Raw genomic sequence first — 25,343 nt, forward strand, 5'->3', positions numbered from 1 at the left:
AAAACGGCTGGCGCCGCTGACCGGAGAGGGTGTCAGCATAACCAGCCGTTTCACGTTCTGGGGTAGTTAAGCCAGAACCAGATTCGGTGCTTTGAATGCCACTGGCAGTTCAGCTTCGTCTTCGAAGGTTGCCCATTCCCAGGCTTCCTGCTTAGCCAGAACCGCTTGCAGCAACTTGTTGTTCAGCGCGTGGCCTGATTTGAACGCAGTGAATGCGCCAATGATGTTGTGACCACACATAAACAAGTCGCCAATCGCGTCCAGCATTTTGTGACGGACAAACTCGTCTTCAAAACGCAGGCCTTCTTCATTCAGTACGCGGAAATCATCCAGACCTATCGCACAATCTAAGCTACCGCCCAGGCACAGGCCTTTAGACTGCAGATATTCGATTTCACGCATAAAGCCAAATGTACGCGCCCGGCTTATTTGACGAACAAAGGCGTCAGCAGAGAAGTTCATCGCATAGCGCTGTGAGCTGGAATCGATAGCCGGGTGTTTAAAGTCGATGGTGAAATCGAGCGAGAAACCGTTATACGGTTTGATCTCGGCCCATTTGTCACCCTCTTCCACACGCACGGTCTGCTTAACACGCACAAATTTCTTCGCACTGTTGAGCTGCTCGATACCCGCATCCATCAGCAGATAGATAAACGGTGCTGCGCTGCCATCCATGATCGGGATTTCTGGCGCATCGACCTCAACAATAATGTTGTCGATACCCAGACCCGCCAGAGCGGCATTGAGGTGTTCAACCGTTGAAATACGCACGCCTTCATCATTCACCAGGCAGGTACTCAGCATGGTGTCGCGCACGTATTTTGCATCAGCCGGAAAATCTACCGGTGGATTCAAGTCGGTGCGACGATAGATGACCCCGGTATTAGCCGACGCAGGGCGTAATGTCAGTGTGACTTTTTTGCCGGTATGTAAACCGACACCAGTCGCCTGAACAATACGTTTTAATGTCCTTTGTTTGATCATCGTATTATCTCGCAATATCACCTTTCCGACCGCCAGTATACTTTACCAGCGGACAGACACTTTAGCACAAAGAGCGGAGAATCCCAATTATAGGGTTAATCCTAGTCGGCCTGCTTACGTAAAAAGGCCGGAATATCAAGATAGTCAGGCTCTTTGTTCGACTGCGCAGCCTGGTCGTTAACGACTTTGGCAGCAGGTTTCTGCTCCTGCGGCAGCGGTGACATACCGTGCTGCTGATAGCGATGATCCATCACTGGCTGACTGGCTGGCTTGTTGGTGACCAGCGTAATTTCCGGACGCTTGTCCATGCCGATACCGGTTGCCACCACGGTGACGCGCAGTTCGTCATTCATTTCCGGATCAAGTGAAGTACCGATTACCACGGTCGCGTTGTCAGAGGCGAAGGCGCGGATAGTGTTACCCACGGTTTCGAACTCATCCAGACGCAGGTCGAAGCCCGCAGTAATGTTGACCAGCACGCCACGCGCACCTGACAGGTCGATATCTTCCAGCAGTGGGCTGGAGATCGCCATTTCAGCCGCTTCTTCCGCACGATCTTCACCGCACGCAACGCCTGAACCCATCATCGCATAACCCATTTCGGACATGACGGTACGCACGTCAGCAAAGTCGACGTTCATCAGGCCCGGACGGGTGATCAGCTCGGCGATACCCTGGACTGCGCCTTTCAGCACGTCGTTGGCCGCACCAAATGCATCCAGCAGGGAGATACCGCGACCCAGCACTTTCAGCAGCTTGTCGTTTGGAATGGTGATCAGTGAATCGACATGCTTAGAAAGTTCAGCGATCCCCTGCTCAGCAAACGCCATGCGCTTTTTGCCTTCGAAGTTGAACGGCTTGGTGACAACAGCCACCGTCAGGATACCCAGATCCTTAGCCACTTCAGCGACCACAGGTGCTGCACCGGTACCGGTACCGCCGCCCATGCCTGCTGCGATGAAGACCATGTCTGCCCCTTCCAGCGCAGCCCGCAGTGCTTCGCGATCTTCTTCTGCAGAGTTACGGCCCACTTCCGGGTTCGCACCCGCACCCAGACCTTTGGTAATGTTATTACCGATCTGAATGGTCTGGCCGACAGCTGTTTTACGCAGCGCTTGCGCGTCGGTATTCACAGCAAAGAATTCCACACCTTCGATACGCTCGCGTACCATGTGCTCTACGGCGTTACCGCCGCCGCCACCGACGCCGATGACTTTAATCACCGCGTCGTTGGTTAATTCCATAGGTTCAAACATGATTTCTCTCCGTTATGTGCCTGTCGCCTGGAGATCACTAAAGAAAACAGCATGATCCCCTTTCACAAAAATTAAAACTCTTTTTTTAACCAACTGTTAATACGCTTGAACCAGTTACCTACTGAGACCCGTTTTTCGGTCTCTGCATCACCGTTCATGTGCGACTCTTTGCCGTAATGCAACAGTCCCACGGCAGTGGAGTAGTACGATTCCTGCGCATAGTCAGTCAGGCCGGTAATATTCAGCGGCTGTCCGATACGCACCTGCGTATGGAATACGCGTTGCGCACAGGCCGCCAGTCCTTCGATTTGCGCTGCACCACCGGTCAGGACAATGCCTGCGGCTAAGTGATGCTTCACGCCCTGCTGACGCAGTTGTTCCTGTAACTGCAGAATCTCGTCATTGACCAGATTCAAAAGTTCGGTATAACGCGGCTCAATCACTTCCGCCAGCGTCTGACGTTGCAGGCTGCGCGGTGGACGTCCACCCACGCTTGGCACTTCAACGTTCTCATCTTTGCCGACAATCGAGCCCAGCGCGCAACCATGGCGCACTTTGATCGCCTCAGCATCCGTTGGCGGTGTACCAAACGCATAGGCGATATCGCTGGTGACTACGTTGCCTGCATACGGAATCACCTTAGTGTGCCGTAAAGCGCCGCCGGTATATACGGCTATGTCCATTGTACCGCCACCAATATCGACAACACACACGCCCAGCTCACGTTCGTCTTCAGTCAGAACGGCAAAACTGGAGGCGAGACCGGCAAAAATCAGCTGATCCACTTTCAGTCCGCAGCGCTCAACGGCTTTAACGATGTTCTTCGCCATGTCGTTGTGGCAGGTGATCAGGTGCACTTTCGCCTGCATACGCACGCCGGAAAGCCCGACCGGATTCTTAATCCCTTCCTGATAGTCGATGGCGTATTCCTGAGGAATGACATGCAGGATGCGATGCTCGTCACGTACTCTCACCGATTTGGCGGTGTGTACGACGTTCTCTACATCATCCTGAGTCACTTCCTCTTCCGAAATCGGAACCATCCCGATTTCGTTCTGACAACTGATATGTTTGCCCGATAAAGCAAGGTAGACGGAGGAGATCTGGCAGTCTGCCATCAGCTCAGCCTGATCGATGGCGCGCTGAACGCATTTCACCACCGACTCAAGGTCGTTTACGCCACCTTTATCCATACCACGGGAAGGACAGCTGCCCACCCCAATAATGTTGACCATACCATCGGGCAGAATTTCCCCAACCAGGGCGGCAACCTTCGCAGTGCCGATTTCGAGTCCAACTACCAGTTTTCTGTCCGTTGCCTTGATCATTGTTGTTTAGCCTGTGCCTGGTTCTGTTGCTGATTACTGTCCTGTGGCTCCATCACGACCGGTGTCCAGCCAACAGAAGCGCCAGAGTCGTATCGCAAATCCACGTAGCTGATACGTTTGCTCTCGTTCTGACCTTGCTGCTGCAGCACCGGGTAGAGCTCAATAAAGCGATTCAGTCGTTTCATGGTGTCGCTGCGTCCCAGTTCGATACGTACATCATCGCTGGTGACCAGCTGCCATGAACGACGCGCCGTCATCGACGCCACCTTCAGGGTAAACTTCCGGGCTTTCAGCACATCATCCATGCTGTGATAGCCCGCCAGGACCTCTTTCTCACTCCCTTCCGGCCCATACAACATCGGCAGTGTCTCTTTGCCGACATGGCTGGCGGGTACGCTGAAGGCGTTTCCATCAGCGTCCACCATATGCAAATCGTTCCAGCGCGCCACCGGCGTGTACTCCACCAGATGGATCTTCAGTTCGTCCGGCCACTGCTTACGCACGCTGACCTGTTTAATCCACGGCAGTCGCTCAATCTGCTGCTGCAGGATGTCCACGTTCTGAGACATAAAAGTCCCGGGCGGACCCAGCGACAAAATCGCCTGACGAATATCGTCGTGGGTGGTGTAGTGCGTCTGTCCTGTCACCACCAGCTTTGACAACGGCAGCCGTGATGCATCGTTCATCCACTTCAGCACCACCAGCCCGCCAGCAACCATAATCCCGATGACGATCAGCAGGAAAAAAATGCCGAACAGTCGGGCTCCGTTACTGCGCCCGGTGCGAATACGCTCCTGCGGTTCACGGTTTCGAACTCTCATCGCCGCCTGTGACATATCAGTCGGCCAGCTCCAGAATATGGGCAACCAGATGCGGGAAACGCATGCCCGCCTGTTTCGCTGCCATAGGAACCAGGCTGTGGCTGGTCATGCCCGGCGAGGTATTGGCTTCCAGTAACTGAAAGCGCCCTTCCCCGTCGGTCATCACATCAACCCGTCCCCAGCCGCGACATCCCAGCGCACGCCAGGCCGCCAGCACCAGCTGCTGCAATTCAGCTTCACGTTCAGCGCTTAAGTCGGCCGGACAGACGTACTGAGTATCGTCAGAAATGTATTTAGCTTCATAGTCATAGAACTCACTGGCGCTCTTTATTTCAATTGAGGGCAGAATGCGATCGCCCACAATGGCGACGGTGTACTCCGCGCCGCTAAGAAATGCCTCGACAAGCACGTCATTGTCGTACTTAAACGCCATCTCCAGTGCCGCTGGCAGCGCGCTCAGATCGTTAACCCGACTGATTCCCACGCTGGAGCCTTCACAGGCTGGCTTCACAAACAATGGCAGGCCAAGCGCTGCAATCGCCGCGTTGCTCTCCACATCCAGCCCGGCATCAAACTGCTGACGCGTCAGCCAGACAAACTTTCCTGACGGTAAACCGCGACCCTGCCACAGCAGTTTGGTACGCAGCTTATCCATGGTCACGGCCGATGCCATTACGCCGCTGCCGGTGTAAGGCAGTTGCAGGAACTCCAGCACCGCCTGCATTGTGCCATCTTCACCGCCCCGGCCATGCAGCGCGATAAAGGCTTTGGTGAATCCCTGCTCTTTCAGCGTCAGTACGGAGACATCACGGGTATCGATGCCATGCGCATCAATCCCCATTTCCCGCAATCCGGCAATCACTGCCTGACCCGAGTTGAGTGAAACCTCGCGCTCTGCCGAGGTGCCGCCCATTAAGACTGCAACTTTATCCGCCATGACGATCCTCCGCTTTGCGTTCCGGCTGGAGCTTAGTGTCCGCCAGCTTGCGGGCAACTTTGCCGACGTTACCGGCACCCTGCACCAGAATCAGGTCATTGCCTGACAGCAGCGGCGCCAGCATCTCCGGCAGCGCGTCATGTTCCGGCACCAGAATCGGATCAACCTTACCCCGGTTACGAATGGCACGGCACAGCGAACGGCTGTCAGCGCCTGGAATCGCCGTCTCGCCGGCGGAGTAAACATCCAGCATCAGCAACACATCGACATGCGACAGCACGTTAGCGAAATCATCAAACAGATCGCGCGTACGGCTGTAACGGTGCGGCTGAAACACCATCACCAGTTTTTTATCCGGCCAGCCCGCGCGCGCGGCTTTGATCGTCGCGTCAACTTCGGTTGGGTGATGACCGTAATCATCCACCAGCATCGCGGTGCCCGGCTGTCCGTTAACCGGCTCTGTCGGGAATTCACCCAGCAGATCAAAGCGACGGCCGGTGCCCTGGAAACTCTCCAGCGCAGCCAGGATGGCATTGTCTTCAATGCCCTCTTCCGTGGCGACGGCGACAGCGGCTGCCGCGTTCAGGGCGTTATGGCGACCCGGCGCGTTCAGCGTAATCTGCAGCGGCGCTTTGTCCTGACGGATCAGGGTGAAATGCCCCTGCGCGCCGCTCTGCTCGTAGTTTTCAATGCGCAGATCCGCATCGTCACTGAAACCGTATGTGGTGATATGACGACCCACGCGCGGGATCAGGTCACGGATAACCGCATCATCCACACACATCACCGCACGACCGTAAAACGGCAGGTTGTGCAGGAAATTAATAAACGTCTGCTTCAGGTTCTCAAAATCGCCCTGATAGGTGTCCATATGGTCAGCTTCGATGTTGGTCACAATCGCCACCATCGGCTGCAGATGCAGGAACGACGCATCGCTCTCATCCGCTTCAGCAATCAGATACCGGCTGTGACCCAGACGGGCATGGGTACCTGCTGCTTTAACCAGTCCACCGTTAACGAAGGTCGGATCGAGCCCCGCTTCCGCATAAATACTCGACACCATCGCCGTGGTCGTCGTTTTGCCATGCGTACCCGCGACGGCGATGCCGTGACGGAAACGCATCAGCTCAGCCAGCATCTCCGCGCGACGGATCACCGGGATACGCTGTTCGCGTGCCGCTAACAGTTCCGGGTTGTCCTGCGAAACGGCGCTGGAAACAACCACCACGCTTGCATCGGTCACGTTTTCGGGGCGATGGTTAAAATAAATGGTGGCACCCAGCGCAATCAGGTTCTGCGTCACCGGGTTAGGGGCCAGATCTGAACCGCTGATATGGTAGCCTTCATTTGCTAACACTTCGGCAATACCGCCCATGCCAGCACCGCCGATGCCGACAAAATGGATGTGCCGGACGCGACGCATCTCGGGCACGATAGAACGCAGTTTTGCCAATTGTTGTGTATTCATCGCTCTCTGTTACCTGCTATTTCAGTTTGTACCCAATCCGGGTACAGGTCAGACGCGCTGACCGGAATGATTACTTTGCGGCGCGAGCCACTTCCTGAGCGACCCGTTCAGTCGCATCGGGAATCGCCACCTGACGGGCCTGCTCAGCCATCGTCAGCAGTGTTGCGCGATCCCAGTGGCGTAGCAGATCCGCTACAGCCTCCGCAGTAAACTGCGGCTGCTCATAAATTCTGGCGGCGCCCGCTTTCTCCAGCGGCAGCGCGTTCCAGTACTGCTGGCGATCTTTATGCTGAAACGGCACGAAAATCGCCGGTAAACCGGCGGCAGCGACTTCGCTCACGGTTAACGCGCCGGAGCGGCACACCACTACATCAGCCCAGGCATAAGCAGCGGCCATATCATCAATAAACTCGGTCACCTTGTGTTGCGTCTGACCGACCTGCTGATACGCTTTCTCTGCTTCGGACAATGCCCCTTTACCGGTCTGATGCCACAGGGTGATCTCATCACCCACCAGCGCCGCAACCTGCGGCAGCGTCTGGTTCAGTATCCGAGCGCCCTGGCTTCCGCCAATCACCAGCACCCGAATCGGGCCATGACGATCCGCCAGACGTTGCGCGGGTAAAGGCAGAGCCAGAACATCAGTACGAACCGGATTCCCCACCACATCGGCGGCAGGAAACGCGCCCGGAAACGCCTGCAAAACTTTGGTGGCGATTTTCGCCAGCCATTTATTGGTCAGGCCGGCAATACCGTTCTGCTCATGCAGCACCACCGGAATACCGCAGCTCCAGGCCGCTAAGCCGCCGGGGCCGGAAACATAGCCGCCCATGCCCAGCACCACATCCGGCTGCCAGGCTTTCATGATGCGACGCGCCTGACGCCATGCGTTGAAGATGCGCAGCGGCGCCAGCAGCAATGCTTTCATGCCTTTCCCGCGAAGTCCGCTGATGCGGATGAAGTCGATGTCGATGCCATGCTTTGGCACCAGATCGGCTTCCATACGGTCGGCGGTGCCTAACCAGCGAACCTGCCAGCCCTGTTCCATCAGATGATGGGCGACAGCCAGACCGGGAAAAACATGTCCGCCGGTTCCGCCTGCCATCACCATCAATCGCTTACCGCTCATCGACCACCTCGGGTAAACGCCTGCGCTTTCGCCAGGCGCGTTTCATAATCTATGCGTAATAAAAAGACGATGGCGGTCGACATAATGATCAGACTCGACCCACCGTAACTGATCAGCGGTAAGGTCAGACCTTTGGTCGGTAACATACCGGCGGCAGCCCCGACGTTAACCAGCGCCTGGAAGCTGAACCAGACACCGATTGAACAGGCTAAAAAGCCGGAAAAACGCTGATCCAGTTCCAGAGCACGACGGCCAATCGACATCGCACGAAAAGCGACGAAGAATACCATTAAAAGTGCCATTACCACACCGACGTAGCCGAGTTCTTCCCCGATGATGGCGAAAATAAAGTCGGTATGCGCTTCCGGCAGATATTCCAGCTTTTGCACGGAGTTACCGAGTCCCTGCCCCCAGAATTCACCGCGGCCAAATGCCATCAGTGACTGGGTTAACTGGTAGCCGCTACCAAAGGGATCTTCCCACGGATTCCAGAACGACGTCACACGACGCATACGGTAAGGTTCTGCAATGATCAGCAGAATTACCGCAAAGATGCCGGAGCCGATGATGGCCATGAACTGCCACAGCTTGGCACCCGCCAGGAACAGCATCGCCAGCGTAGTCACAAACAGCACCACCACCGTACCGAGGTCCGGCTGCGCCAGCAGTAATACCGCCAGCACAACCATCACGCCCATCGGCTTACAGAAGCCCCAGAAGTTGTTACGCACCTCTTCCACTTTGCGCACCAGGTAGCTGGCGAGATAGCAGAACAGGGAGAGCTTCGACAGCTCAGCAGGCTGGATACGCAGTGGACCCAGTGCGATCCAGCGCGATGCACCGTTGACCGAGCTACCGACCACCAGAACAATCAGCAGCATCGCCACCGTGACCATCAGCATCACGTTGCTGTACCGCTGCCAGAAATCCATCGGCACCCGCAGTGTGACCAGCGCCATACCCAACGCCAGCACGATGTAGAAAGCATCACGCTTGGCGAAGTAAAAGAGATCGTCATTCAGACGCTGACCCACCGGCATTGATGCCGACGTCACCATCACAAATCCAATCACTGCCAGGCCCAGCGTCAGCCATAGCAGTGTGCGGTCATAGAGCACCAGCGAAGAGTCATCACTTTCGCGTGCGCCCATGACCCAGTCTTTCAGGCGTCCTGAGAAATAGCCCGCCAGTCCGGCGCCAGGAATACGCATCAGCTCAGCTCCTTCGCCAGTTGCGCGAACTGCTCACCGCGCTGTTCAAAGTTACGGAACTGGTCAAGGCTGGCGCAGGCTGGAGAAAGCAGAACCATATCGCCTGCTTTAACCTGCGGTGCGATCTGCTCCATCGCCTGTCGCAGGGTTTCAGTACGCACGGCAATCTCAGGACGCAGCGCGGCCAGCTCATCGCCGTCACGGCCAAAGCAATACAGACGCACATTGTCGCCCTGCAGCCACGGAATCAGCGGCGTAAAATCGGCTGACTTACCGTCACCGCCCATCAGCAGCCACAGCGTTCCCTTTACCTGCAGGCCATTCAGCGCCGCTTCGGTGCTGCCGACGTTGGTCGCTTTGGAGTCATTGATCCAGCGTACGCCCTGATGCTCATGAACCAGCTGAAAGCGATGCGCCAGGCCGTTAAAGTGCGTTAAGGCCGCCAGGCTTGACGCGCGTGGCAGACCGACCGCATCGGCCAGCGCCAGTGCCGCCAGTGCGTTGGTATAGTTGTGCTGTCCCACCATCTTCATCTCAGCGGTGTTCAGGACTTTCTCGCCTTTCACCCGCAGCCAGATACTGCCCTGCTGCTTGTTGAGGTGGTAGTCACCGAAGTCGACACCAAAGCTGACGCAGCGGGTATCCGCGCCGCGGACCGGCATTGTCAGCGCATCATCGGCGTTAACGATGCAGATCCGGGCGTTCTCATAGATGCGCAGCTTGGCGGCGCGATACTGCTGCATGCCCAGCGGATAGCGATCCATATGGTCTTCGCTGACGTTGAGTACCGTTGCCGCAGCCGCTTTCAGACTGTAAGTGGTCTCAAGCTGGAAGCTGGAGAGTTCCAGCACATAGAGTTGCGCCGGTGATTGCAGCAGACTCAGCGCGGGCAGACCAATATTGCCGCCGACGCCCACCTGCCAGCCTGCGGCTTTCGCCATTTCGCCCACCAGGGTGGTGACGGTGCTTTTACCGTTGGAGCCGGTGATGGCCACTATAGGTGCCGTTGCTTCGCGGCAGAACAGCTCAATGTCACCCACGATTTCGATTCCGGCTTCGACGGCTTCGCTCAGAATCGGATGCGCCAGCGCGACGCCAGGGCTGGCAACAATCAGATCGGCCGCCAGCAGCCAGTCACCGTTGATGCCGCCCAGGTGACGTTCAACCTGCCCGGGCAATTTTTCCAGCCCCGGCGGCGAGACACGGGTGTCCATCACGCGAGGCGTTACGCCCTGCGCTAAAAAGAAATCAACACAGGAGAGCCCGGTAAGGCCCAGCCCGATGATGACCACTTTTCTACCCCGATAGTCAGCCATGATTAACGCACCTTCAGCGTGGCCAGGCCAATCAGCACCAGCATTAGCGAAATAATCCAGAAGCGCACAATGACGCGCGGTTCCGGCCAGCCCTTAAGTTCATAGTGGTGATGGATCGGCGCCATGCGGAAAATACGCTGGCCGCGCAACTTAAACGATCCCACCTGCAGGATCACCGACAGCGTTTCAACTACAAACACGCCGCCCATGATCACCAGTAAAAATTCCTGACGCAGTAACACCGCGATGGTGCCCAGCGCGCCGCCTAACGCCAGCGAGCCGACATCGCCCATAAAGACCTGAGCCGGGTAGGTGTTGAACCACAGGAAGCCCAGCCCTGCCCCGACGATGGCGGTACAGACAATCACCAGTTCACCGGCGTGCCGCAGATAGGGAATGTGAAGATATTCAGCAAACTTCACGTTACCGGTTGCCCAGGCAACCAGCGCAAAGCCCGCGGCAACAAAGACGGTTGGCATAATCGCCAGGCCATCCAGACCATCGGTCAGATTGACCGCGTTACCGGTGCCGACAATCACAAAGTAGGCCAGCAGCACATAAAACAGCCCTAACTGCGGCATGATGTCTTTGAAAAATGGCACGACAAGTTGGGTTGCGGGGGTATCTTTGCCCGCCGCATAAAGCCCGAACGCAACGCCCAGTGAAATCACCGACATCCAGAAATATTTCCAGCGGGCGATCAGGCCTTTAGTGTCTTTGCGCACCACTTTGCGGTAGTCATCGACAAAGCCGATGATGCCAAAGCCAATTAACACGAACAGCACGCACCAGACATAGGGATTCGACGGATACGCCCACATCAGCACCGAAATGGTGATGGAGGTCAGAATCATGATGCCGCCCATCGTAGGCGTGCCGCGCTTACTGAAATGCGATTCCGGGCCATCGTTACGGACAACCTGGCCAATCTGTAATTTCTGCAGCCACGCAATCAGACGCGGCCCCATCCAGAGAGAGATAAATAGTGCAGTCAGCAGGCTGACAATGGCGCGAAACGTCAGATAGGAAAAGACGTTGAAGCCTGAATAAAAAGCGACCAGATGCTCGGCCAGCCAAACTAACATGTTCCTTTCTCCTTTAAGCTCTGTACTACCTGCTCCATGGCGGCACTACGTGAGCCTTTAATCAGGACGGTAATTTCTGAGTGTTCGGACAACAACTGACGTAAACGTTCAGTCAGCGCGGTCTTATCGCTGAAATGTTCACCAACTTCGCTGCTTTCACTGATGAAATGGCTGAATTTTCCGCAAGTCAACACGCGATTAATGCCTGCGTCGCGTGCCGCTTCACCGATTTCGCGGTGACATTTTTCGGTCTCGTCACCCAGTTCCGCCATATCACCTGCGACCAGCACCTGGTAGCCCGGCATCTCTGACAGAACCTGGACGGCAGCGGTCATCGATCCGACGTTAGCGTTATAGCTGTCATCCAGCAGCAGCTGATGCGCAGAAAGGCGCACCGGGAACAGGCGACCCGGCACCGACTGCAGGTTTTTCAGCCCCTGCTGAACGGCGCTCAACGGGGCATCCACGGACAGGGCCAGAGCCGCCGCAGCCAGTGCGTTGGCGATGTTATGACGACCCGGCAATGGCAGCACGATCTCAGCCTCGCCACGCGGTGTCTTCATTACAAAATGGGTGCCGTCCTGCGCAATGCGGATATCACGGGCGGAGAAATCACACTCTGCCGCCTGGGGCGAGAAGCGCCACACGGTTTTGTCCTGCAGCGTGGTCTGCCAGTTTGGCCAGTCGTTGCTCTCCTCGTTGAGAATCGCAATACCGTGAGCCGGTAAGCCCTGGAAGATCTCACCTTTAGCTTTAGCGACACCCGCCAGCGAACCAAAGCCTTCCAGATGGGCCGCTGCCAGGTTATTCACCAGCGCGCTTTCCGGTTTAACCAGGTTGGTGGTATAGGCGATTTCGCCCTGATGATTAGCGCCTAGCTCGATAACCGCATACTGATGTTCTGCGGTCAGACGTAGCAGCGTCATCGGCACGCCATAATCGTTGTTGAGATTGCCTGCGGTGTAGAGCGTTTCACCGCACTCACGCAGAATCGCCGCCGTCATCTCTTTAACCGAGGTTTTGCCGGAGGAGCCGGTCAGCGCCACGACGCGGGCGGTCGACTGCTGACGAACCCAGGCGCCCAGTTGGCCAAAGGCGATACGGGTATCTGCAACTACTACCTGAGGCACAGCGACAGGTAAGTGCTTACTGACCAGTAGCGCCTGTGCACCACTGGCAATCGCCTCTTCAGCGAAGTCATGGGCATCAAAACGTTCACCCACCAGCGCGACAAACAGGCTGCCCGCCGTCACTTTGCGGGTATCGGTGGTCACGTCACTCAGGGTTAAATCGCTGCCGTGCAACGTACCGCCGGTAATCTCCGCCAGAGTCTTTAATGAAACCGGAATCATGCTGCGCCTCCCAGCAGTGCCGCAACCGTGGCACGATCGGAATAGTCGAGACGGCGGTTGCCAATGATCTGATAATCTTCGTGGCCTTTACCGGCCACCAGCACGATATCGTCGGGCTGTGCCTGCATGATGGTGTTAGTGACCGCTTGCGCGCGACCCGACACCACGCGGGCGCGGCCTGGATCCAGTAAGCCGGTCAGAATATCTTTTACAATCGCCTGCGGATCTTCGCTGCGCGGATTGTCGTCGGTAATCACCACCACATCCGCATATTGCTCAGCGATCGCACCCATTAACGGGCGTTTGCCTTTGTCACGGTCGCCGCCGCAGCCAAACAGGCACCACAGTTTGCCTTTGCAGTGCAGGCGTGCCGCTTCCAGCGCTTTTTCCAGCGCATCCGGCGTGTGGGCATAATCCACCACAACCGTCGGTTTTCCTGCGGCGCTGAACACTTCCATACGTCCGTTAACCGGCTGCAACTGCGGTGCAACGCTGATGAGCGTCGCCAGCGGATAATCCAGTGACAGCAACGTTGCCAGCGCCAGCATCAGATTGCTGACGTTAAACGCGCCCATCAGCGGACTGTTGATCTCGCCGTTGCCCCAGCTGGAGCTGAAACGGATATGCGCGCCATTATCGTGGTACTCGACCGCATCGGCTTTCAGCCAGCGACCATGACAGCCCGGCTGGAGATTATTCTCCATGGTAACGGCAACCGCATCCGGTAAGCGCGCCAGCCAGCGACGGCCAGCTTCGTCATCGGCGTTAAGAATCGCCTGCCCGACCTGATGTTCAGAAAACAGCAGCCATTTGGCTGACTCATAGCTCTGCATATCACCGTGGTAATCGAGGTGATCGCGGCTGAGATTGGTGAAGACCGCCGCGGCAAACGGCAGCGCCGCAACGCGATGCTGAACCAGCCCGTGTGACGAGACTTCCATTGCGGTCAGGGTCGCCCCTTTCTCTGCCAGATCGTGCAGCAGATGCTGAACATCTACCGCTGAACCGGTGGTATTTTCTGCGGCGGATAAGTGCCCCACCAGCCCATTGCCGACGGTGCCCATTACCGCGCTGGTTTCACCCAGCAGATTCGCCCACTGCGCCAGCAGTTGGGTAGTGGTGGTTTTACCGTTGGTGCCGGTGACGCCAATCAGCGTCTGCTTCTCGCCCGGCTGCTGATAAAAACGGCCTGCCAGGGCAGAAAGACGCTGATTTAACTGCGTCAGATAGATAACCGGTACGCCGTGCATTTCACGGATTTCGCCGTCGGCCGCTTCGCCTTCAGCTTCAGCTACCACGGCAGCGACGCCCTGCGCAATCGCCTGCGGAATGAAACGGCGCCCATCGACCTGATGGCCTGCAACAGCGACAAACAGATCGCCAGAAGCCGCAAGGCGGCTATCCAGGGTCATGTCGCGCAGTGGGCGCGCCGGCGCGCCTGGCACCCAGGGGCCGAGTAAGTCGCGCAGGTTACGATCTGTCACTTGTTTCCTCACTTCTGTTAGTCACCAACTCATTCTTGTCATTAGTTGTCGGTAATGCGTCGGGCTCAATGTTCATGGTGCGCAGTACGCCGCCCATGATGGCACCAAACACCGGTGCAGAAACCGCACCGCCGTAGTACTTGCCGGCCTGGGGATCGTTGATTACCACCACCAGCGCGAATCGGGGATGACTGGCAGGCGCAACGCCTGCGGTATAGGCAATGTATTTATTGACGTAGCGTCCGTCCGGCCCGACCTTCTTGGCGGTACCGGTTTTAATCGCAATGCGATAACCCTTGATTGCCGCTTTGACACCGCCGCCACCCGGCAGCGCCACGCTTTCCATCATGTGCATCACGGTTTTCACCAGTGACTCATCGAAAACGCGTTGTCCCGCGACGGGCGGATCCACTTTGGTGATCGACAGCGGGCGGTTAATGCCATAGCTGCCAATCGTTGCGTAGACTCGCGCTAACTGTAACGGCGTTACCATTAGCCCGTAGCCGAAAGAGAAGGTGGCCCTCTCTATGTCAGACCACCGTTGTTTTTTAGGGTATAAGCCACTGCTTTCCCCGACCAGCCCCAAATTGGTCGGTTTGCCCAGTCCAAAGCGCGCGTAAGTTTCTACCAGCGCTGAGGAAGGCATCGCTAACGCCAGACGTGAAACACCGACGTTACTCGACTTCTGTAAAACCCCTGTCAGGGTCAATTCGTTGTAGCGCGCCACATCTTTGATCTCATGACCATTAACGCGGTACGGCACGGTATTCAGGACGCTGTTCTCTCGGACCACGCCGCGCTGCAGCGCTGTCATGACCACCATCGGCTTCACAGTCGAGCCCGGCTCGAAAATGTCAGTGATGGCGCGGTTACGCATCAGATCTTTCGGTGTATTGCCGAGATTATTCGGGTTGTAAGCCGGGCTATTGGCCATCGCCAGCACTTCACCGGTATTCACATCCACCAGTACCGCTGTGCCCGATTCCGCTTTGTTGAAGGCTACGGCGTTATTCAGTTCACGGTAGACCAGCGCCTGTAAGCGCTCATCAATGCTCAGGGTCAGGTTATGGGCGGCGCGGCTGTCCACAGACGAGATATCTTCGATGACGCGACCATAACGGTCTTTACGCACCGTGCGCTCGCCCGGCGCACCGGTCAGCCACTTATCAAAGCTCTTTTCGATACCTTCAATGCCCTGCCCGTCGATATTGGTAAAGCCAATCAGATGGGAAGTCACCTGCCCGGCAGGATAATACCGGCGCGACTCTTCGCGCAGATGGATACCGGGGAGTTTGAGTTTTTTGACGTATTCGCCGATGGCCGGATTGACCTGGCGCGCCAGATAGACAAAGCGGCCTTTGGGATTAGCATTGACGCGGGCGGCCAGCTGATCAAGGGGAATGGAGAGCGCATCGGACAAGGCTTTCCAGCGGCTGTCCAGCGTGACGCCGCCTCCGGCGTGCAGCTCTTTAGGATCGGCCCAGATGGCATTAACCGGGACACTGACGGCCAGCGGGCGTCCAGCGCGATCGCTGATCATCCCGCGTGAAGTCGGCACCGCCTGAACACGCAGCGAGCGCAGATCGCCCTCTTTAACCAGCTTGCCTGGATTGATCACCTGCAGCCAGGCCACACGTGACAGCAATCCACCCAGCGCCAGTAAAATGCAGCCGCACAGCAACGCAAAACGCCAGCTTACAAAGCTGGCCTTATCTTCCGGTTTCTTCAACTTCAGCGTTCTGCCTGTACCGCTCATTCGCTATCTGAGGTCCTTATTTCTGCACCACGATATTTTCTTGTGAAGGATCTACGTGCTGCAGTTGCAGCTTCTCGGTGGCGATGCGTTCAACACGGCTGTGGTCGCCCAGCGCATTCTCTTCCAGAATCAGGTTACGCCACTCGATATCCAGCGCGTCACGCTCCAGCACCAGCTGTTCGCGCTGCGCGGTTAACAGTCGTGTTTTATGGGTGGTGGTGACCACCAGCACGGCAGACACCACCACAGCGATCAGCAACAGCACCGGAATCTTGCCTTTTCTCAGCAGATCCCCGCCGATGACGGCGGGCAGGCTGTGACGCTCATTACCGATCATTCGTCGGTTTTCTCCGCGATACGTAATACCGAGCTACGCGCACGTGGGTTCTCAGAGACTTCAGCGTCACCCGGCGACATTTTGCCGAGCAACTTCAGTTCACGACCGCCCAGGGCACGCAGCTGATGTTCAGTCATAGGAATCCCAGGCGGCACCTGTGGCCCGCGACTCTGATCGCGCATAAAGCGCTTCACCAGCCGATCTTCCAGTGAATGGAAGCTGATAACAGAGAGGCGACCCTGCGGTGCCAGTACTTCAACAGCGCCTTTCAGTGCAATATCGATCTCTTCCAGTTCGCTGTTAATCCAGATACGAATCGCCTGGAAGCTGCGTGTGGCCGGATGCTTAAACTTATCTTTCACCGGCATAGCGACAGAGATAACTTCAGCCAGCTCACGGGTGCGAGTCATCGGCTGCTCGCGATTGCGCTCGACAATGGCCCGGGCAATACGTTTGGCGAACCGCTCTTCACCGTAGGTCTTCAGGACGAAAGCGATATCCGCTTCTTCCGCGTGCAACAACCATTCCGCGGCGGAGTGGCCCCGCGACGGGTCCATTCGCATATCCAGCGGTCCGTCCCGCATAAAGGAGAAGCCGCGTTCGGCATCATCCAGCTGCGGCGATGAAACGCCCAGATCGAGCAAAATGCCGTCAATTTTTCCGACTAATTCCCGTTCAGAGACATACTCTGCCAGCGCGGAAAAAGGACCATGAATAATTGAAAAACGCGGGTCGGTGATCTCTGCGGCAGCGGCGATAGCTTGCGGATCACGATCGATGGCGATCAGCTTTCCCTTCTCTCCCAGTTGCGAAAGAATCAGGCGTGAATGGCCACCACGACCAAATGTGCCGTCGATGTAAATACCGTCTTCCCTGATATTGAGGCCGTTAACCGCCTCATCCAACAGCACGGTGGTATGTTTAAAATTTTCCTGCATAGCTATAGCGACAAGTCCTGCAACCGCTCAGATAAAGGCTCCTGAGCCGACTGTTCTGCGTCAATATCGTCCCTGACTTGTTGATACCAGGTCTGTTCATCCCACAGCTCAAACTTATTGAACTGTCCAACCAGCATCACTTCTTTGGTTAATTTTGCGTGCTGCCGGAGCGTATTCGCCAGCAGCAGGCGGCCTGCATTGTCCATCTGACATTCACTGGCATGCCCCAGCAGCAAACGCTGCACGCGGCGCTCAAGTGGATTCATGCTGGAAAGGCGTGCCAGCTTTTTTTCAATGATTTCCCATTCGGGCAGGGTGTAAAGCAACAGGCATGGCTGGTGGAGGTCGATGGTACAGACCATCTGCCCCTGAGACTCCCCAATCAGTAAATCGCGATATCGCGTGGGTACGGCAAGCCGCCCTTTACTGTCGAGATTGACTAACGTTGCTCCGCGGAACATGCCAGTCTCTTCTCCTCATCACCCATTTACGCCACTTTATCCCACTTTTTACCACGAAACGAGTTTAAGGATCCCATGAAATCCTTGTCAAGCCGGAGCGGCAGTTGAATATCACTCTTTACAAGGCGCAGAATTAAAGTCTGGCGACGATATAATCGGATAAAAAGGTAAAATAAAAATTAAGCCAATGAATACCTGAATAAAAAAATTGGCCCGGGGAAAAACGACTAAAAATGAAACAATGTAAAGGGCTAAATATTTATCGTAGTTTCTGAGACAGCGGCGGCATTTTAGGGGATTTCCGAAAGGAAGCCCAGCAGCTTCAGGCCAGGCGGGAAAGGAAGTTTGTTGAAGTTGTAAGCAGATAATAAAAATAAGCCTTTCTGCTTTGTTAGATTTGATGAGCAGAATTTACGCTTTTTTACGTCGACCTGTTTATTTAATCAGTTAAATCGCGAAATAAAATCGGCGGGCAGTCTAATACTGCCCGTTAATCATTTAACTCTTCGGCTTAATTGTCCGCGACGGTATAAATTACGGCGGATGCGGGTTAAACCCGGTTTCGGTTTTCTGGGTTCGTCCAGCGAGGCTAAAACTAATTCCAGTACGCGCTCTGCCACGTCGCGATGACGCTGACCGACCGCCAGTACCGGGCACTCAAGAAAGTCCAGTAATTCGTGGTCGCCAAAGGTGGCAATCGCCAGCTCGGTCGGCAGGCGGCCGTCTCGTTTCAGCGTCACATCCATCACCCCCTGCAGCAGACCAAATGAAGTAGTAAACAGCGCCTCAGGCATCGGGTGATCTTCAAGGTATTTTTCAAACAATGCCGCCGCAGCTGTGCGTTCGAAGCTGTTGCAGTAGATATAGTCAATCGGACGGGGATCGTCTTTCCAGGCATCGCGGAATCCCATCTCGCGCAGGAAACTCACTGACAGCTCAGGTAACGCGCCGAGGAACAGCACATTTTTGACGTCCAGCTGACGCAGTTCAGCGCCCAGCGTCTGGGCATCGTCCTGATCGGCACCGACGACGCTGGTGAAATGTTCACGATCCAGCGCGCGGTCTAACGCGATAATCGGCAGCGGATCGTTAATCCAGCGCTGATAAAAGGGGTGCTCTGGCGGTAACGAGGTGGAAACGATGATGGCATCGACCTGGCGCTGCAACAGATGTTCAATGCAGCGCATCTCGTTATCGGGCTGATCTTCAGAACAGGCGATCAACAGCTGATAGCCGCGCTGTCGTGCCTGGCGTTCAAGATAGTTCGCAATACGGGTATAACTGGTATTTTCCAGATCCGGAATCACTAACCCAATCGAGCGCGTACGCCCGGCGCGCAGCCCGGCAGCCACCGCATTCGGGTGATAATTATGCTCACGTACCACAGCCATGACCTTCTCAACGGTTTTGTCGCTGACACGATACTGCCGCGCCTTGCCGTTGATCACATAACTGGCCGTGGTGCGCGATACGCCTGCCAGACGCGCAATTTCATCCAGTTTCACGATAACCCCACCATCAAATCCGCTTTTACGGCAGAAATAGCCGCAGTTAAGCTATGGATAACTCATGTCTATCATCTAACAGCAGAAAAGTGCGCGGAGCAACCGCTTTTCTGAATGTAACCCGCCTTGCGCATAAAAAATAAAAAAACCCGGCATTTCGCCGGGTTAGGTGAGGATCGATGATGACGCAGCGTGATTAACGCATGATGCGATCGCCGCGTGAAACACCCACGATACCGGAACGCGCCACTTCAACAATTTCGGCGACGTCGCGGACGGTACTCAGGAAGGCGTCCAGTTTGTCACTGGTGCCTGCCAGCTGAACCGTGTACAGCGTCGGGGTCACGTCGATGATCTGACCACGGAAGATCTCGGCGTTACGCTTCACCTCTTCGCGGCCATAACCGCTGGCCTGAATCTTCACCAGCATGATTTCGCGTTCAACGTAAGCGCCCTGCCCCAGCTCGGTGACGCGCAGTACGTCCACCAGCTTGTGCAGCTGCTTTTCAATCTGCTCCAGTACTTTCTGATCGCCTACCGTCTGAATGGTCATCCGCGACAGTGTCGGATCGTCAGTCGGTGCCACAGTCAGGCTCTCAATGTTATAACCACGCTGTGAAAACAGGCCGACGACACGGGATAATGCGCCGGATTCGTTCTCCAGCAGAACTGATAAAATACGACGCATAATTATGTCCTCTCCGTTTTGCTCAACCACATCTCATCCATGCTGCCACCGCGAATCTGCATCGGGTAAACATGCTCGCTACCGTCAACGGTGACATCCACAAATACCAGACGCCCCTTCGCCAGGGTTTCCAGCGCCAGCGCCAGCTTCTCCTCCAGCTCTGCCGGATGCTCAATCGCGATCCCAACGTGACCATAGGCTTCAGCCAGACGTACGAAGTCAGGCAGCGACTCCATATAAGACTGGGAGTGACGGCCGGAGTAGATCATATCCTGCCACTGCTTCACCATGCCCAGCACCCGGTTATTCAGGTTCAGCACCAGCACCGGCAGATCGTACTGCAGCGCGGTAGACAGCTCCTGAATGTTCATCTGGATACTGCCATCGCCGGTTACGCAGATCACGGTCTCTTCCGGCAGCGCCATCTTCACGCCCAGCGCAGCAGGCAGACCAAAGCCCATGGTGCCCAGACCGCCGGAGTTGATCCAGCGGCGCGGTTTATCGAAGGGATAATAGAGCGCAGCAAACATCTGATGCTGGCCTACATCCGACGTAACATACGCGTCACCTTTGGTCAGACGGCTGATGGTTTCAATCACGGCCTGCGGCTTAATCTTGTCGCTGGTGCGATCGAATTCCAGGCAGTGACGACTGCGCCAGCCTTCGATCTCCTGCCACCAGTCGTGCAGGCTTTCAGCGCGCTGGCTTTCGCTTTGCGCCAGCAACTCCAGCATCTGCTGCAGTACCTGCTTCGCATCGCCCACGATCGGGATATCCGCCGCGACCGTCTTCGAGATTGAGGTAGGGTCGATATCGATGTGCATCACCGTGGCGTTGGGACAATATTTCGCCAGATTGTTGGTGGTGCGGTCATCAAACCGCACGCCGATACCGAAAATCAGGTCGGTGTTGTGCATCGTCATGTTGGCTTCATAGGTGCCGTGCATACCGAGCATGCCGACGCACTGACGGTGTGTGCCAGGGAATGCGCCCAGCCCCATCAGTGATGTCGTCACCGGAATATTCAGGCTTTCAGCCAGCTGTAACAGTTCCGCTTCGCAGCCTGCGGTAATGGCACCGCCACCGGCGTAGATCACCGGCTTCTTCGCAGCGAGCAGGGTTGTCAGCGCACGTTTAATCTGCCCTTTATGCCCCTGAATGGTCGGATTGTAAGAGCGCATGCTCACCGACTCCGGCCAGTGATAAGGCAGTTTGTTAGCCGGATTCAGAATATCTTTTGGCAGGTCGATCACCACCGGTCCCGGACGGCCGGTTGAAGCCAGCCAGAACGCCTTTTTCAACACGGTGGGGATCTCTTCGGTGCTTTTCACCAGGAAGCTGTGCTTCACCACCGGACGAGAGATGCCGACCATGTCGCACTCCTGAAAGGCATCATAGCCAATCAGCGACGAAGGAACCTGACCCGACAGAATCACCAGCGGAATTGAGTCCATATAGGCGGTGGCGATACCGGTAATCGCATTGGTTGCACCGGGGCCTGAGGTGACCAGCACCACGCCGACTTCGCCGGTAGCACGCGCCAGGCCATCAGCCATGTGCACCGCGCCCTGCTCATGGCGCACCAGAATGTGATCGATACCCCCGACGGTTTGCAGCGCATCATAGATATCTAAGACCGCGCCACCCGGATAACCGAATACCTGCTTAACGCCCTGATCGATTAACGAACGGACGACCATTTCGGCTCCTGACAACATCTCCATCTTCTGCCTCCAGGCTTGAGGACCCGGCTCTGTTAATCCGCCCGTTTGTGCGTACCACATTGCCCTGGTGCCTGCTTTGCCAATCAAAATCTTATGTTTATGCACGACAGCGGAAACATCTGCCGCTGTCCGGTTACAGAGAAATCTGTTGAGTTTATTTTTCTGAGAGTAGGTCGATTACCATAACCGCAGTTAACCGGGCAGGCAAACCGCAAACCCGCGTAAATTAAAAGGCAGGGACGTAAAGGCTCTGCCCGATAAGAATTGGCTGCGCGGATTAAACTAATTACGCGGCAGAACCGCAGAGGAAAATGCTGGGTACGAAATTATTTTCAGCGTGATCTAAGAAATAACGAAAACTTATTATCGGCTGCAATAGCCCACAATCGCCTGACACTTTTCTTTTCTGGCGTAATTAACCAGTGAATCACTTAAACGCATTGGATTATGCTAACCAGCAGGTGATAAATGCTGCGCCGTCGCAGAGCACCAGACAAATAAATCCTTTTAATTTCAATAATATAAAATCGAAAACTGACAACAAAACCCCGCATTCCGCCGCTGATTGTCTCTGATGCGACTGAGGCGCTGTTCATTACGCTGCCTGACCGGTAAATAACAGAATATCTTCCTCTGGCGCCCCGGAGAATACCCCTGCATTGAAGGTTGACATCCCTGAATGATTCCAGTACCAATATGTACAGCACAACATTCTATAAGGTTTGAATCCATGTTTCGTTCTGTCCGCCTTCTCGGTCTACTACTAAACGCACTCAGCTTGCGCGGTAGACTTGTGGGCGGAATCAAACACTGATTCAAACCTGCTGAAAGTTAAAAACCCGCGCCTGTCGCGGGTTTTTTTATGCTCGTTGCCAGGCCAGAAAACGCATAAGGATGAATACGATGAGCCAGCAAGTCATTATTTTCGATACCACTCTGCGCGACGGTGAGCAGGCATTACAGGCCAGCCTGAGTGTGAAAGAAAAATTGCAGATTGCGTTAGCGCTGGAGCGCATGGGCGTGGATGTGATGGAAGTCGGTTTCCCGGTCTCCTCACCGGGTGACTTTGAGTCTGTACAGACCATTGCGCGCACCATTAAAAACAGCCGGGTCTGCGGACTGGCGCGCTGTGTGGAAAAAGATATCGACGCAGCATACGAATCACTGCGCGTTGCCGAAGCCTTCCGTATTCATACCTTCATCGCCACCTCCCCGATGCACATCGCGACCAAACTGCGCAGCACATTGCCGGAAGTGATTGAGCGTGCGGTGCATATGGTAAAGCGTGCGCGTAACTACACCAGTGACGTTGAGTTCTCCTGCGAAGATGGCGGCCGTACCCCAATTGATGACCTGTGCCGGATGGTCGAAGCGACGATTAACGCCGGTGCGACTACCATCAACATCCCGGATACCGTTGGCTACACCCTGCCAGGCGAATATGCCCACATCATCAGTGAACTGATGAACCGCGTTCCCAACATCGATAAAGCGATTATCTCTGTGCATACCCATGATGACCTGGGCATGGCAACCGGTAATGCCCTGGCTGCCGTTCAGGCAGGCGCGCGTCAGGTTGAAGGCACGATGAATGGCCTGGGTGAGCGTGCCGGTAACTGTGCGCTGGAAGAGGTGATCATGGCGATTAAAACCCGTCAGCAGATCATGAACGTGCACACCAATATCAATCATCAGGAAATCTACCGCACCAGCCAGATGGTCAGCCAGATCTGCAACATGCCGATTCCGGCTAACAAGGCCGTGGTCGGCTCCAACGCCTTCGCCCACTCCTCCGGTATTCATCAGGATGGCGTGCTGAAGAACCGCGAGAACTATGAAATCCTGACGCCGGAATCGATTGGCTTACACAAAATCCAGCTGAACCTGACCTCACGTTCAGGCCGTGCGGCGGTCAAACATCGCATGGAAGAGATGGGCTATGCGGAGCAGGATTACAATCTGGATACGCTGTATGACGCCTTCCTGAAGCTGGCCGACAAAAAAGGTCAGGTTTTCGATTACGACCTGGAAGCGCTGGCCTTCATCAACAAACAGAATGAAGAGCCGGAGCATTTCCAGCTGCACGAATTTAACGTCCAGACCGGTTCCAGCATGACTGCCACCGCCTCTGTTAATCTGGGCTGCGGCGACGTCGCTAAATCTGATGCTGCTACCGGCAACGGTCCGGTTGACGCGGTTTATCAGGCGATTAACCGCATCACCCAGTTTGATGCTGAGCTGGTTAACTACAAACTGACCGCTAAAGGTCACGGCGAGAACGCGCTGGGTCAGGTCGATATCGTCGTAAGCTACAACGGCCGCAAATTCCACGGCATTGGTCTGGCGACCGATATCGTCGAGTCCTCCGCTAAAGCGATGGTCAACGCCCTGAACAATATCTGGCGTGCCCGTCAGGTTGAACAAGAATTGCAGCGCAAATTTAAAGATCAGAAGGAAACCGTATAACCATGTCCAGCTCATCTCATATCGCAGTTTTACCCGGTGACGGTATCGGCCCGGAAGTCATGGCACAGGCGATGAAAGTGCTGGATGCCATTCGTCAGCGCTTTGATATGCAGATCACCACCCAGGAATATGCGGTCGGCGGCATTGCTATCGATCAGCATGGCGAACCTCTGCCACCGGCGACGGTTGCAGGCTGCGAGCAGGCGGACGCGATCCTGTTTGGTTCTGTTGGCGGCCCGAAGTGGGAACATTTACCGCCAGCATCACAACCGGAACGCGGTGCGCTGCTGCCGCTGCGCAAACATTTTAAGCTGTTCAGTAACCTGCGTCCGGCGGCGCTTTACAGCGGACTGGAAGCATTCTGCCCGCTGCGCGCCGACATCGCTGCCAAAGGCTTCGACATTCTGTGCGTGCGTGAACTGACCGGCGGCATCTATTTTGGTCAGCCGAAAGGACGCGAAGGCAGCGGTCCGGAAGAGCGTGCTTTTGATACCGAGGTCTATCACCGTTTCGAAATCGAGCGCATTGCCCGCATCGCGTTTGAATCGGCGCGCAAACGTCGCAACAAAGTCACCTCGGTGGATAAAGCCAACGTGCTGCAGACCTCGGTGATGTGGCGTGAAATCGTCAATGAAGTGGCAAAAGAGTATCCGGACGTCCAGCTGAGCCACATCTATATCGACAACGCCACCATGCAGCTGATTAAAGACCCGTCGCAGTTTGACGTGCTGCTCTGCTCTAACCTGTTTGGTGACATTCTCTCTGATGAGTGCGCCATGATCACCGGCTCGATGGGTATGCTGCCGTCCGCCAGCCTGAATGAAGCGGGTTTTGGCCTGTTCGAACCGGCGGGGGGTTCAGCGCCGGATATCGCCGGTCAGAATATTGCTAACCCGGTCGCCCAGATTCTGTCACTGTCATTGCTGCTGCGTTACAGCCTCAATGCCGATGCGGCAGCCGACAGTATCGAACGCGCCATCAGTCGTGCGCTGGAACAGGGCTACCGCACCAAAGATTTAGCCGGTGATGGCCCAGCGGTCAGCACAGATGAGATGGGCAGCATCATTGCCCGCTTTATCGCCGAGGAAAAATAAAAA

The 25,343-nt window shown here is 55.7% G+C and carries 22 protein-coding genes; 3 read left to right on the forward strand and 19 right to left on the reverse strand.

Going from position 1 to position 25,343, the window contains the following annotated elements:
• Positions 1 to 66: 66 nt before the first annotated feature.
• From lpxC to ilvI, 19 genes are all read right to left on the reverse strand, one after another.
• A complete protein-coding gene (gene lpxC / locus PU624_RS19340) occupies positions 67 to 984 on the reverse strand; it encodes a UDP-3-O-acyl-N-acetylglucosamine deacetylase (RefSeq protein WP_013356769.1) in 918 nt (305 codons plus the stop codon).
• 101 nt (positions 985 to 1,085) lie between these two features.
• Complete coding sequence (gene ftsZ, locus PU624_RS19345; RefSeq protein ID WP_003854738.1) at positions 1,086 to 2,240, reverse strand: cell division protein FtsZ; 1,155 nt, start codon at positions 2,238 to 2,240, stop codon at positions 1,086 to 1,088.
• A gap of 71 nt (positions 2,241 to 2,311) precedes the next feature.
• Positions 2,312 to 3,568 carry a cell division protein FtsA gene (ftsA, locus tag PU624_RS19350; protein ID WP_003854739.1) on the reverse strand — a complete coding sequence of 419 codons (1,257 nt, stop codon included), beginning with the start codon at positions 3,566 to 3,568 and terminating at the stop codon, positions 2,312 to 2,314.
• On the reverse strand, positions 3,565 to 4,404 hold the full coding sequence (ftsQ, locus tag PU624_RS19355; protein ID WP_283546257.1) for a cell division protein FtsQ: 840 nt from the start codon (positions 4,402 to 4,404) through the stop codon (positions 3,565 to 3,567). The genes ftsA and ftsQ overlap by 4 nt, the downstream gene beginning before the upstream one ends.
• Position 4,405: 1 nt before the next feature.
• The gene (locus tag PU624_RS19360) at positions 4,406 to 5,326 is read right to left on the reverse strand and encodes a D-alanine--D-alanine ligase (RefSeq protein WP_283546258.1); all 921 of its coding nucleotides are present in this window, start codon (positions 5,324 to 5,326) and stop codon (positions 4,406 to 4,408) included.
• Positions 5,316 to 6,794 carry a UDP-N-acetylmuramate--L-alanine ligase gene (gene murC / locus PU624_RS19365; protein ID WP_283546259.1) on the reverse strand — a complete coding sequence of 493 codons (1,479 nt, stop codon included), beginning with the start codon at positions 6,792 to 6,794 and terminating at the stop codon, positions 5,316 to 5,318. Before murC ends, PU624_RS19360 begins: the two co-directional genes overlap by 11 nt.
• Positions 6,795 to 6,864: 70 nt before the next feature.
• Positions 6,865 to 7,923: an undecaprenyldiphospho-muramoylpentapeptide beta-N-acetylglucosaminyltransferase gene (gene murG / locus PU624_RS19370; protein ID WP_283546260.1), complete on the reverse strand. Its 1,059-nt coding sequence runs from the start codon at positions 7,921 to 7,923 to the stop codon at positions 6,865 to 6,867.
• Entirely contained in the window at positions 7,920 to 9,134 is a 1,215-nt protein-coding gene (ftsW, locus tag PU624_RS19375; RefSeq protein ID WP_222924564.1) for a cell division protein FtsW, read from the reverse strand. The genes murG and ftsW overlap by 4 nt, the downstream gene beginning before the upstream one ends.
• Positions 9,134 to 10,450, reverse strand: a complete 1,317-nt coding sequence (gene murD / locus PU624_RS19380) for a UDP-N-acetylmuramoyl-L-alanine--D-glutamate ligase (protein ID WP_283546261.1) — start codon at positions 10,448 to 10,450, stop codon at positions 9,134 to 9,136. The genes ftsW and murD overlap by 1 nt, the downstream gene beginning before the upstream one ends.
• Positions 10,451 to 10,452: 2 nt before the next feature.
• Positions 10,453 to 11,535, reverse strand: coding sequence for a phospho-N-acetylmuramoyl-pentapeptide-transferase (mraY, locus tag PU624_RS19385; protein WP_003854755.1), 1,083 nt, complete (start codon positions 11,533 to 11,535; stop codon positions 10,453 to 10,455).
• Complete coding sequence (gene murF / locus PU624_RS19390) at positions 11,529 to 12,887, reverse strand: UDP-N-acetylmuramoyl-tripeptide--D-alanyl-D-alanine ligase (protein WP_283546262.1); 1,359 nt, start codon at positions 12,885 to 12,887, stop codon at positions 11,529 to 11,531. The genes mraY and murF overlap by 7 nt, the downstream gene beginning before the upstream one ends.
• Positions 12,884 to 14,371 (reverse strand): UDP-N-acetylmuramoyl-L-alanyl-D-glutamate--2,6-diaminopimelate ligase, encoded by a 1,488-nt coding sequence (gene murE / locus PU624_RS19395; protein WP_283546263.1) that lies wholly within the window; start codon positions 14,369 to 14,371, stop codon positions 12,884 to 12,886. Before murE ends, murF begins: the two co-directional genes overlap by 4 nt.
• Complete coding sequence (ftsI, locus tag PU624_RS19400; RefSeq protein ID WP_283546264.1) at positions 14,358 to 16,127, reverse strand: peptidoglycan DD-transpeptidase PBP3; 1,770 nt, start codon at positions 16,125 to 16,127, stop codon at positions 14,358 to 14,360. The genes murE and ftsI overlap by 14 nt, the downstream gene beginning before the upstream one ends.
• A gap of 16 nt (positions 16,128 to 16,143) precedes the next feature.
• Positions 16,144 to 16,464 (reverse strand): cell division protein FtsL, encoded by a 321-nt coding sequence (gene ftsL / locus PU624_RS19405; protein WP_003854764.1) that lies wholly within the window; start codon positions 16,462 to 16,464, stop codon positions 16,144 to 16,146.
• Positions 16,461 to 17,402: a 16S rRNA (cytosine(1402)-N(4))-methyltransferase RsmH gene (gene rsmH / locus PU624_RS19410; RefSeq protein WP_090964246.1), complete on the reverse strand. Its 942-nt coding sequence runs from the start codon at positions 17,400 to 17,402 to the stop codon at positions 16,461 to 16,463. The genes ftsL and rsmH overlap by 4 nt, the downstream gene beginning before the upstream one ends.
• A gap of 2 nt (positions 17,403 to 17,404) precedes the next feature.
• On the reverse strand, positions 17,405 to 17,863 hold the full coding sequence (mraZ, locus tag PU624_RS19415; RefSeq protein WP_009092149.1) for a division/cell wall cluster transcriptional repressor MraZ: 459 nt from the start codon (positions 17,861 to 17,863) through the stop codon (positions 17,405 to 17,407).
• A 494-nt stretch (positions 17,864 to 18,357) separates the two neighbouring features.
• Positions 18,358 to 19,368 carry a catabolite repressor/activator gene (cra, locus tag PU624_RS19420; RefSeq protein WP_283546265.1) on the reverse strand — a complete coding sequence of 337 codons (1,011 nt, stop codon included), beginning with the start codon at positions 19,366 to 19,368 and terminating at the stop codon, positions 18,358 to 18,360.
• A gap of 196 nt (positions 19,369 to 19,564) precedes the next feature.
• On the reverse strand, positions 19,565 to 20,056 hold the full coding sequence (gene ilvN / locus PU624_RS19425) for an acetolactate synthase small subunit (RefSeq protein WP_003854770.1): 492 nt from the start codon (positions 20,054 to 20,056) through the stop codon (positions 19,565 to 19,567).
• Between the two features lie 2 nt (positions 20,057 to 20,058).
• The gene (gene ilvI / locus PU624_RS19430) at positions 20,059 to 21,780 is read right to left on the reverse strand and encodes an acetolactate synthase 3 large subunit (protein ID WP_283546266.1); all 1,722 of its coding nucleotides are present in this window, start codon (positions 21,778 to 21,780) and stop codon (positions 20,059 to 20,061) included.
• A gap of 730 nt (positions 21,781 to 22,510) precedes the next feature.
• Between ilvI and leuL the strand changes: the two genes are divergently transcribed.
• The 3 genes from leuL to leuB all read left to right on the forward strand — a co-directional run bounded on the left by leuL (position 22,511) and on the right by leuB (position 25,340).
• Positions 22,511 to 22,594 carry a leu operon leader peptide gene (leuL, locus tag PU624_RS22330; RefSeq protein ID WP_099257765.1) on the forward strand — a complete coding sequence of 28 codons (84 nt, stop codon included), beginning with the start codon at positions 22,511 to 22,513 and terminating at the stop codon, positions 22,592 to 22,594.
• An 89-nt stretch (positions 22,595 to 22,683) separates the two neighbouring features.
• Positions 22,684 to 24,246: a 2-isopropylmalate synthase gene (gene leuA / locus PU624_RS19435; protein WP_136196401.1), complete on the forward strand. Its 1,563-nt coding sequence runs from the start codon at positions 22,684 to 22,686 to the stop codon at positions 24,244 to 24,246.
• Positions 24,247 to 24,248: 2 nt separating this feature from the next.
• Positions 24,249 to 25,340, forward strand: a complete 1,092-nt coding sequence (gene leuB, locus PU624_RS19440) for a 3-isopropylmalate dehydrogenase (RefSeq protein ID WP_003854775.1) — start codon at positions 24,249 to 24,251, stop codon at positions 25,338 to 25,340.
• Positions 25,341 to 25,343: the final 3 nt, after the last annotated feature.

The sequence above is a fragment of the Pantoea sp. Lij88 genome (genome assembly GCF_030062155.1).
Classification (GTDB): domain Bacteria; phylum Pseudomonadota; class Gammaproteobacteria; order Enterobacterales; family Enterobacteriaceae; genus Pantoea.